An 8353-nucleotide genomic window follows, 5' to 3' on the forward strand; every position below is an offset into this window, starting at 1 on the left:
TCGTGGTCTCTCTGCGTGCTGTGGAGATAGTCTCGGAGACATGGCTGTCACTGGAATAGGCGGGCTGTTCTTCCGTAGTCGTGATCCGCAGGCTCGAGCCGCGTGGTACTCCGAGCATCTCGGCATCGGCGCGGGCGAGGATGGCCAAGGGACGGTGTGGCAACAGGAGTCGGGGATGACGGTCTTTGCTCCATTCCCTGCTGACAGCACCTACTTCGCGGTCGAACAGCCCTTCATGCTGAACCTTCGGGTCACCGATCTCGACGATCTGGTTGACCGTCTCGAGTCGGCGGGAATCGCAGTGGAACGAAATGCCGACTGGGACAGCGAGATCGGGCGGTTCGCCCGGATTCACGATCCCGAAGGTCTACCGATCGAACTCTGGGAACCGGCCGAGTAGGGCCTCGTGCTCGCGGCAGATGATCGGACGGTCTTGGTGTCGGGCTTCGGGGTGGAGCTTGCCCGCTCGACCCCCACAACCTGCATCGTTGCCCATTCGTCGATGTTTGGGCACGGTGGAGGAATGAGCGAATCAACGAGTATCACCGTGGAACGAGTCATCGACGCACCCGTCGACCGGATCTTCGATGTCATCAGCAATCCGCGCCGACACCTCGAGATCGACGGTTCGGGTTTCATGCGAAGCATTGAGCATGCCGACCGGATACAGGAGGTCGGGGAGGTGTTCACCGTCAACATGGACGGGCCACACATGGGCGGCGAGTACAAAACCGACAACCACGTCACGGGGTACGCGAAGGACAAACTCGTGGCATGGAAGACCGCGCCGGCGGGAACCGAGCCACCCGGGTGGGAATGGTTGTGGGAGCTTGAATCGCAGGGACCCGATGCCACCCTCGTCCGCCACACCTACGACTGGTCGAAGGTCACCGACAAGGATCTCCTGCAGCAGGTTGGCTTCCCGTTGGTCTCGAAGGATCAACTGGAGGACACCCTGAATCGACTGGCGGCTGCTGCTGGCTGATCAGCAGAGTTCGGTAGCCGGGCCTCTGACCTGTGCAAATACGCATGCGTCGTGCCGAAAAATCTAGGGGAAGAACTTCCTCCCCTAAGTTCCCAGTCCTCCCCGCGAAATTTCGCGCGGAGGACTCCAAGGGTAGGGGAGGAAACTTCTTCCCCTACTTCTTGTGCGGCCCAAGGCCGGACGACCACCCTCGCCCGAGTGCTCGTCGGCGTGTCGTGAACCCAGAAACTGCGTGTCGGGTCAGAAACCCGATGCGCGCCAGCGGTTTCTGGCCGCATGTGCGTTTTCTTACCACAAACGCGGTTTCCTGAGCGCGGCCGCGCTCTTCCCACCTCCACGATCGCCGACGACGTCGGCAGGTGGGTCGCTGACTCGCAGGCACGCCAGCTCGTCTCCGACCTCAGTGCGCCGGATCCGGCGATCTGAGTCAGGATCTCGGACCCTCGTGGGTGACAGCCGGCGCGCTGATGCAGCCAGTTCGGAAGTAGAAGGTCTGTACTGCTCCGCTGGTGGCACCCTGTTCCGTCAACGCCCGGCTGACCATCTGTGCTGCCGCACAGTATCGCCCTCCCGAGATATGGCTGCTGATCGCCTTCGTGGCGGCCACGGCGGTCTTTCTGCCGGCCGAGTAGTCACGCGCGGCAGCGTGGGTCATCCGGTTCATCGTGAGATCGCGGTATCCATAAGCGGCAACCTCGGCGTCGCTACTGGCATCGGTGATCCGACCCTGGGATTCGTCAGGCGAAATAGCCTGTGCAACACCGAAACCGGCGGCAGGTGCGAGGCTGCCGAGAGTGACGAGCGCAGCCGCGATCAACGGTCCAAGAACTCTGCGCGGCATGGCTTTCACGAGGTGCACCTCTTGACGTCGTTCGGAATGCATCCGTTCACAGTATCTTCGCCGATGACGGTGAATGCGGCTCGGTCACCTAACGGGGTGCCACCCACCGACGCAGGTAGCAACGGAGTTCTGTGCCCTGACGCGGTGGGTGCCCCGGGTCGACGATGAACGACTGCAGCGTACGCAGCATGTGTTCGACGAGTTCGTTTCGATCGTCTTCGGTCCATCCGCTCCAGTCCACATCGAAGCCGTCGACTATCGACCGGCCCAGGGCGACGGCCTCGGGCGAGGTGACTGCGGCGATGACAACGTTATCGGTGCCTGCGGTGAAGAGAAGTTCAAAGCGTTTGCTCGAGCGAAGCATCTCGAGGGTGACCGCGATGCTCTCGACGACAGCCTCCGAGACATTGCCGATACCGGCCAAGGCCGACGCGAGGTCGTCGAGAAACTCGACACTCGAATGCTCCGCGGCGGCGCGAACCAGTTCATCGCTGTTGGCGAAGTAGCGGTAGATCGTCTGCCGAGTGACCCCGATTCGCTTTGCCACCTGAAGAATTGACGGATTGGGCGAGCCCTCGTCCATGAGCTCACAGGTCGCACGAAGTATCCGCTCGATGGCTTCGGAGTCGGACGCAGGGGTGTTTCCGCCCCAACCGTGAGTACGCATCGCTCCAGTCAACCAGGACTGGTCGACGCGATCGACCAGGCGAATGCGACTAGACAGTCAACTCAAAGAGTGTATGGTCGCAGGGTATGACAGCCCAACTCGACCACTGCACGCCCCTCGGACCTGAACTGACTCGTCGTGGATTGGATCTGGCGCTCGCCGGGACGACAGACGTCGCACCGTCGACAATGCGCGTTCCGCTGAGCTACTACTCCGACGACAAACTCACCGACATCGAGCAGTCGACGATCCTCCGGCGCACGCCGATCGCGGTGCTCGCGTCGGTGCAGATCTCGAATGTGCACGACTATGTCGTGCGCCAGGTGATGGAGGACTCGCTGCTGATAACCCGCGATCGTGACGGCCGGGCACATGTGTTCCTCAACTACTGCAGACACCGCGGAGCCATGCCTGCGTGCGGTGCGGGCAATGCCCGTCGGTTCACCTGTCCGTATCACGCGTGGGTGTACGACAACACCGGCAAACTCAAGGGCGTGCCGGGCAAGGCGGGGTTCGACGACGTCGATTTGGATTCCTACGGGTTGGTCGAGTTGCCGACCGAAGAGCGCCACGGATGGATCTGGGCGGTCCTCACCACAGGCGCACAGATGGACCTCGACGCTCATCTCGGTCCCATGAACATGGAACTGGCGCAATGGAATTACGGGGCCTTCCAGTACCACGACGAGAAGATGCTCAATTCGGAGGTGAACTGGAAGGGTGCCCTTGAGGCTTTCGCCGAGGGATATCACTTTCCGTTCGTGCACGGCAAGAGCGTGATTGGACAGAACACCATTGCCAACACACATGTCTACGACGAGTTCGGCCGCCACCACCGAATCGGGTTCCCGTTCAAGTGGATCACCGACCTCGATGGCACCGAGGCCGGCGGAGATATGTGGGAGCCGTCGGCACAGATGGGCCTCATCTACTGGATCTATCCCAATCTGATCCTCGCGAACAGTCCGGTCGGGGTCGAGGTGATCGACATCCTGCCCGACGGAGCCGCCGGAAAATGCACCGTCCGGCACAGTTGGATGGCGCGCTACCCGGCGACCACCGACGAACAGCGGGAAATGTACGACGGCATCTTCGCGCAGGTCCATGCGGCAGTCCGTGACGAAGACTTTGCGATGCTCCCGCAGTGCAGTCAAGGAGCCCGACGCGGTCAACACGACCACATGGTGCTGGGGCGCAATGAGATTGGTGTGCAACACATGGTGCGGGTGCTCGCGGATGCGCTCGGCATCTCGTTGGCCTGACGTGTCGGTCGATTGGCACGGCGTTCAGAGTCTCCTGGCCGATCAGGTGGTCGCGGCGGTGGAGAAGATCCAACGCTGTAGTCCGGGTACGACGATCGATCGTGTAGAGGTCGGGGGTCTGCATTCCCGCGACATGCTGGTGCTCTGGCCGACGGTCACCGTGATCGTCACAGGTGACCGGCATTGGGAGGTCGAGACACCGCGAGTCGGCGATCACGTCGCGTCCCGGATCACCGCGGCGGGCGGACTCGGTGGCTCGACCTGGATCGACGTTTTCGACGGGTATGAACGATCAGTCCGCGCAGCATGTTGCGAAGCCGAGGGTCGATTACAGAACACCATGCCGGACAACAGTGTTCGTTGTCTCTTCATCGATGATGTGAATCCCGATGCGACGGCCGCTCCCGATTGGGGCGCGGCAACCAGCGATCTGATCGCTGTCCTTAGATCGTGCCCACACGGCGATACTGCCGCCACCGCCAAACTATTGGCCCAGCGCGGCCACCTCACCACCGTCGTCGCGGTCCTTTCCGAAAGCGCACCCGACGAACGCGCCGAGGCCACGATCCTTGACGTGTTGACCGATCACTATGCGGGATCGCAACGATGGTGTGGGCTCGACTATGCACCGCTCGAGGACGCGTTGAGCGTGTGGCCGAATATCGATGTCGCACTCAGGAGTACATTCTCCGCCGAGCGCATGTTCCCGATCGATGCGACCGATGTGCCGACCGCCATGACTGCGTTGTCCTCACAATGGTCCGCGATTCGCGAGCATGCCGCGATCGTGCTGTTGTCGGTACACGTCTGAGCCTGGATCACCTCAGAAGGTGGCGATCGGATTGAGGGGGGATCCGGTTCCGCACGTGATCGCGAGGGGTGCGGCGGTCAGTAGGAACGTGTTGCGGCCGAATCGCTCGACGGTCCGCAGCAGGTCGTCGAGTCGAAGCCACTCCAGGAACGTGAGGCCCATTCGCGCGAGTCCGAGTTGATGGAGCGGAAGTGCGAGATCGGGGTCGGTGGACGGGAGCCGCTCGATACAGTCTCCGCCGAAGATCGCGACGTCTCGTTCGGACAGCCACAGAACCGCGGACGTGTCCAGGCCTGCGCGAACGTTCGGGTCTGCATCGGGAGCCGCCGCCAGGCGCGCGTCGAGTCCCACGTGAACGATGACGGCATCACCAGATTCGACAGTCAGCCCGGTGGCTGCCTCCGCACGGTCGAGATCGGCGGCGGTCACAAATTCATCGGAAGCCAGCCAGGGAACACCGCGCGTGCGCGCGACATCGAGCAACGCGCCTCTGGTGAAGATGCCGTCTCGCATGGCGGTCACCGCATTTCGCCTCAGGCCCTCGGGTCCGAGTATGTCGTCGACGGTGCGATCGTTGTAGGTCGTACCGTTGAGGTGGAAATGCCCGAGCGCGTCGATGTGGGTTCCCCACCCGTGGACGTTCAGCGTGACCTCGTCGACGATCGCATCCGGCACGGCGGGTTCTGAATCGATGGAATGCGACACGAGGAGGTCGCTGTGCTGTGTCGCCGGGAGTTGCAGGTCGGATGCGAGCGAAACCGTAACTCCCTCGGACACCAGACTGGCGGCTCGGATTCGCACTGCGGGAGTGATCAGGTTCAGAGTCCGAGATCGTCGTCGGGACCCCAGCGCCCGGCGTTGTCGCAGTTGGATTCGAGCCTACGAAGCCGCTCGGAGGGCATTTTGCTGTCCATCGACAACTCCTGTCGCACTGCAAATCTCCATCCGACCGCCACGGTAACGATATCGGGTCCTGGTGCGAGGTGACGTCAAGGTGGATTGTCGAGCGTTACGCTGGCGGTATGTCGGAGACCGCAAGTGCGCTGGCTGCGGCCTTCCGGCCTTCCACCGCTCCGCTCGCCGTGTCGTCCGCTGTGCGCGCGCTGGTGGCCGGCGGCGCGCTTCTGCTCCTCGGTTTGTGGCTCGGCGACTGGGACAAGCTCGGGGTCGCCTACCTGGGCGCGGCCTGTTCTGTTGCCTTCGTCATCGGGGATTCGTATCGCAGCCGCCTGACAGCGCTGGCGGCGCAGGGGTTGGGCGCCGTCGTCGGCCTGGTGGTCGGAGGATCGACGGCCGGTTCACCCCTCGTCATGATTGTGGTTGCGGCACTTGCCGGTTCGGCGTCCGGCTTCGTTGGCGCAGCCGCCCTTTCCGGGCCTGCCTTCGGGATGATGCTCAGCATCGGCGTGGCCTTTGGGCAGTTCGGGGGATCCACGCTCGACCCCGCTGAACAGGCAGCTTGGTTCGTGATCGGCGCGCTCGCCATCGGTGTTGTGCACGTGGCCGACTGGCCGTTCCGGCATGGCTCTGCCCAACGGCGGTACGCGGCGACCGTGTGTGACGCGGCCGCCGACCTGTGCGAGTTGATCGGGCGGGGGGATGCCCGTGCGGCACGAACGCGAATGGCCGCCGCATCGGCTCAGGCGCGCGACGCCGGATGGGACTCGACGACAGAGCGTGTCGCGCACGCGACCGCCGCGCTCTATGCGGAGAAGCAACCTGTCCCGGTGTCGGTCGTGACCACCCTGCGCACCGCCGGAACGCTGATTCGCGCCGGAAGAACGGTAGAACTTGCCGGCGACTGGCCGCTGACGACACCCGGATTGCGCGCGATGTCGCGCGCCGTGGCCGGTGACGGACGCACGCCGACGGGTCCCGAGCGTCGTGGCGGGCGAACTGTGCTGCATCCGTTGGCGACTCGAGAGTCGGCGCACAACGCAGTGCGCATGGCGCTGTGCATGGGCGTGGCCACCGCGATCACCGTCGCCTTGCACGACCCGCAGCATTCGTTCTGGCTGCCGCTGACCGTCGCGGTGATAGTCCGCCCGGAGTACGCCTCGATCTTCGTGCGAACGATGAATCGGGTCGCCGGCACCCTTGTCGGTGCACTGATCGCGGCCGCCGTGCTCGCATGCTGGGACAGCGGATCCGCGGTTGCGGTTGCGGCGTCGGTTGGTCTGGCATTCGCTGCGCTCACTGCGCCCAAGCTGTACGGGCTGAGCGTCGTCGGTGTGACGCTGTCGGCGATCTTGGCCGCCTCGGTCGGCGGTCCGGATACCGTGGCACCGCTGATCCGGATGCAGGACACCGTGCTGGGTGCAGTGATCGCGGTCCTGCTCGGCTACGTTTGCTGGCCGGGCGCTCGACGTCTTCCACAGCAAGCACGGATCGATGACGGGCTGAGTGCGGCCGAGGACTACCTGGCCGAGGTAGGCGTCACAGATCGCGATCGCAGGAGGTTCGTGCGTTGCCGCGATGAAGCCTACCGGCGTGCGCACGGGGCGCGCTCGGCGTGCCTGGCCGCCTATGCCGAACCGCCCCCGGTTCCCGCGCAGGCTCGCGAGATGCTGCCGTTTGCAATGGAGTTGGAGGAGATCGTCGACGAGATCACCTCGATCCTGCCGGCGGCCGACGACGCGGAACCGCCAGACCCGGTGGCGATCGACCGCACACGACGACGACTGGTTCGTCTACGGGCCACCGCGGCGACAGCTGTTCGGTGATACCCCAGGGTCGCTCGACCCGCGCCTATCGATCGGCGAAGATGTCGTGGTCAGGATCGGTCTGGGGGTCGTATTCGATGACGTCGCCGGCGTGGCGGGCGGCCGTCGGCCCGAACAGGTCGGCGATGAGCGCTGCGGTCATGTCGATACCCGCGGCAACCCCCGATGATGCCCACCGATCACGGTCGTGCACCCATCGGGCTCGGCGTTCCCATTGCACCGTGTCGCCGTGGCGGATCACCCGATCAAAGGAGCGCTTGTTGGATGTCGCGCGGTAGCCCTCCAAGAGTCCGGCGGCGGCAAGGATGGCCGAGCCGGTGCACACGGAAGTGACGAGGGTGGCGTCCGCGACGTAAGAACGTAGTTGGTTCAGGAAGTCCTTGTCGTCCAACAGCTTTAGCCATCCGAGACCACCGGGAACCAGGACGATGTCCACGTCGGCGGTGTCGGAGAGGCCTTCGGTTGCTTCCACCCTGGTGCCCTGGGAGCTCGCCACCAGACCGGCCTCGCGGGCGACCATCGAAATGCGGAACTGGTCGGGGAGAACGCTGAGGATTTCCACCGGTCCGAACACGTCGAGGAGCTCGAAATCCTCGAACAGCACGACCGAAACCTTGCGAGAGCCGGGCACATCGGGTTCGGTCATGGGGGCTCCTGTCGACGCTCCCAATCTACCGGTGCGCGGGATTGGGTGGCGAGGGCCGCGCGGCGAACTATGAAGGTCGGTACTTCGCCAGGTAGCGATCCTTCTCCGCTGCGGTGTCCTCGGGCAGGAGCGGAGTGTGGTGCAGTTGCCGCGACATCTTGGTGTAAACCGTTGCGGCGCCGGCGATGATGGCGAGCAGGGCAACCGCGGACGCAACGGCGGCACCGGTCTGGTGCTGTGCCGAGAAGGTCACCATCAGGCCGAGTGCCGGGATGATGAGGACGACGAGGGTGTATGCAACCCAGCTCATCGGGTGCCGATTCTTGATCCATCCCGGCATTTCCGGAGAGCTCAGGTTGTGAGTGCCTCCTCCGGATTGAGGGTGCGCATGTGAGCGTAGTGGAGTTGCTCAGCGTGG

The 8353-nt window shown here is 63.9% G+C and carries 10 protein-coding genes; 5 read left to right on the forward strand and 5 right to left on the reverse strand.

All coding sequences use genetic code 11. The annotated features are described in order from the left end of the window. Positions 1–40: 40 nt before the first annotated feature. A complete protein-coding gene (locus tag ABZW74_RS08650; RefSeq protein WP_240857081.1) occupies positions 41–400 on the forward strand; it encodes a VOC family protein in 360 nt (119 codons plus the stop codon). 123 nt (positions 401–523) lie between these two features. Further along, a complete protein-coding gene (locus tag ABZW74_RS08655; RefSeq protein WP_240857080.1) occupies positions 524–985 on the forward strand; it encodes a polyketide cyclase in 462 nt (153 codons plus the stop codon). Between the two features lie 427 nt (positions 986–1412). Here the strand turns inward: ABZW74_RS08655 and ABZW74_RS08660 are convergent, their stop codons facing one another. Both ABZW74_RS08660 and ABZW74_RS08665 read right to left on the reverse strand, forming a co-directional pair. Further along, complete coding sequence (locus ABZW74_RS08660; protein ID WP_240857079.1) at positions 1413–1868, reverse strand: hypothetical protein; 456 nt, start codon at positions 1866–1868, stop codon at positions 1413–1415. Between the two features lie 46 nt (positions 1869–1914). Beyond that, positions 1915–2493 (reverse strand): TetR/AcrR family transcriptional regulator, encoded by a 579-nt coding sequence (locus tag ABZW74_RS08665; RefSeq protein ID WP_355275609.1) that lies wholly within the window; start codon positions 2491–2493, stop codon positions 1915–1917. Positions 2494–2579: 86 nt separating this feature from the next. Between ABZW74_RS08665 and ABZW74_RS08670 the strand changes: the two genes are divergently transcribed. Together ABZW74_RS08670 and ABZW74_RS08675 are read left to right on the forward strand one after the other, a co-directional pair. Then, positions 2580–3755 carry an SRPBCC family protein gene (locus tag ABZW74_RS08670; RefSeq protein ID WP_240857077.1) on the forward strand — a complete coding sequence of 392 codons (1176 nt, stop codon included), beginning with the start codon at positions 2580–2582 and terminating at the stop codon, positions 3753–3755. Then, positions 3730–4566, forward strand: a complete 837-nt coding sequence (locus tag ABZW74_RS08675; RefSeq protein ID WP_355275611.1) for a hypothetical protein — start codon at positions 3730–3732, stop codon at positions 4564–4566. The genes ABZW74_RS08670 and ABZW74_RS08675 overlap by 26 nt, the downstream gene beginning before the upstream one ends. Positions 4567–4578: 12 nt before the next feature. Here the strand turns inward: ABZW74_RS08675 and ABZW74_RS08680 are convergent, their stop codons facing one another. Further along, a complete protein-coding gene (locus ABZW74_RS08680) occupies positions 4579–5271 on the reverse strand; it encodes a cyclase family protein (protein ID WP_355275613.1) in 693 nt (230 codons plus the stop codon). A 317-nt stretch (positions 5272–5588) separates the two neighbouring features. On the opposite strand from ABZW74_RS08680, the gene ABZW74_RS08685 reads away from it, so the two are divergent. Beyond that, positions 5589–7289 carry an FUSC family protein gene (locus ABZW74_RS08685; RefSeq protein ID WP_355275615.1) on the forward strand — a complete coding sequence of 567 codons (1701 nt, stop codon included), beginning with the start codon at positions 5589–5591 and terminating at the stop codon, positions 7287–7289. A 25-nt stretch (positions 7290–7314) separates the two neighbouring features. Here the strand turns inward: ABZW74_RS08685 and ABZW74_RS08690 are convergent, their stop codons facing one another. Continuing rightward, the gene (locus ABZW74_RS08690; RefSeq protein WP_355275617.1) at positions 7315–7935 is read right to left on the reverse strand and encodes a DJ-1/PfpI family protein; all 621 of its coding nucleotides are present in this window, start codon (positions 7933–7935) and stop codon (positions 7315–7317) included. 67 nt (positions 7936–8002) lie between these two features. Then, positions 8003–8245 carry a hypothetical protein gene (locus tag ABZW74_RS08695; RefSeq protein WP_355275619.1) on the reverse strand — a complete coding sequence of 81 codons (243 nt, stop codon included), beginning with the start codon at positions 8243–8245 and terminating at the stop codon, positions 8003–8005. Positions 8246–8353 lie beyond the last annotated feature (108 nt).

It is taken from the genome of Gordonia sp. NPDC003585 (genome assembly GCF_040610755.1).
GTDB lineage: Bacteria > Actinomycetota > Actinomycetes > Mycobacteriales > Mycobacteriaceae > Gordonia.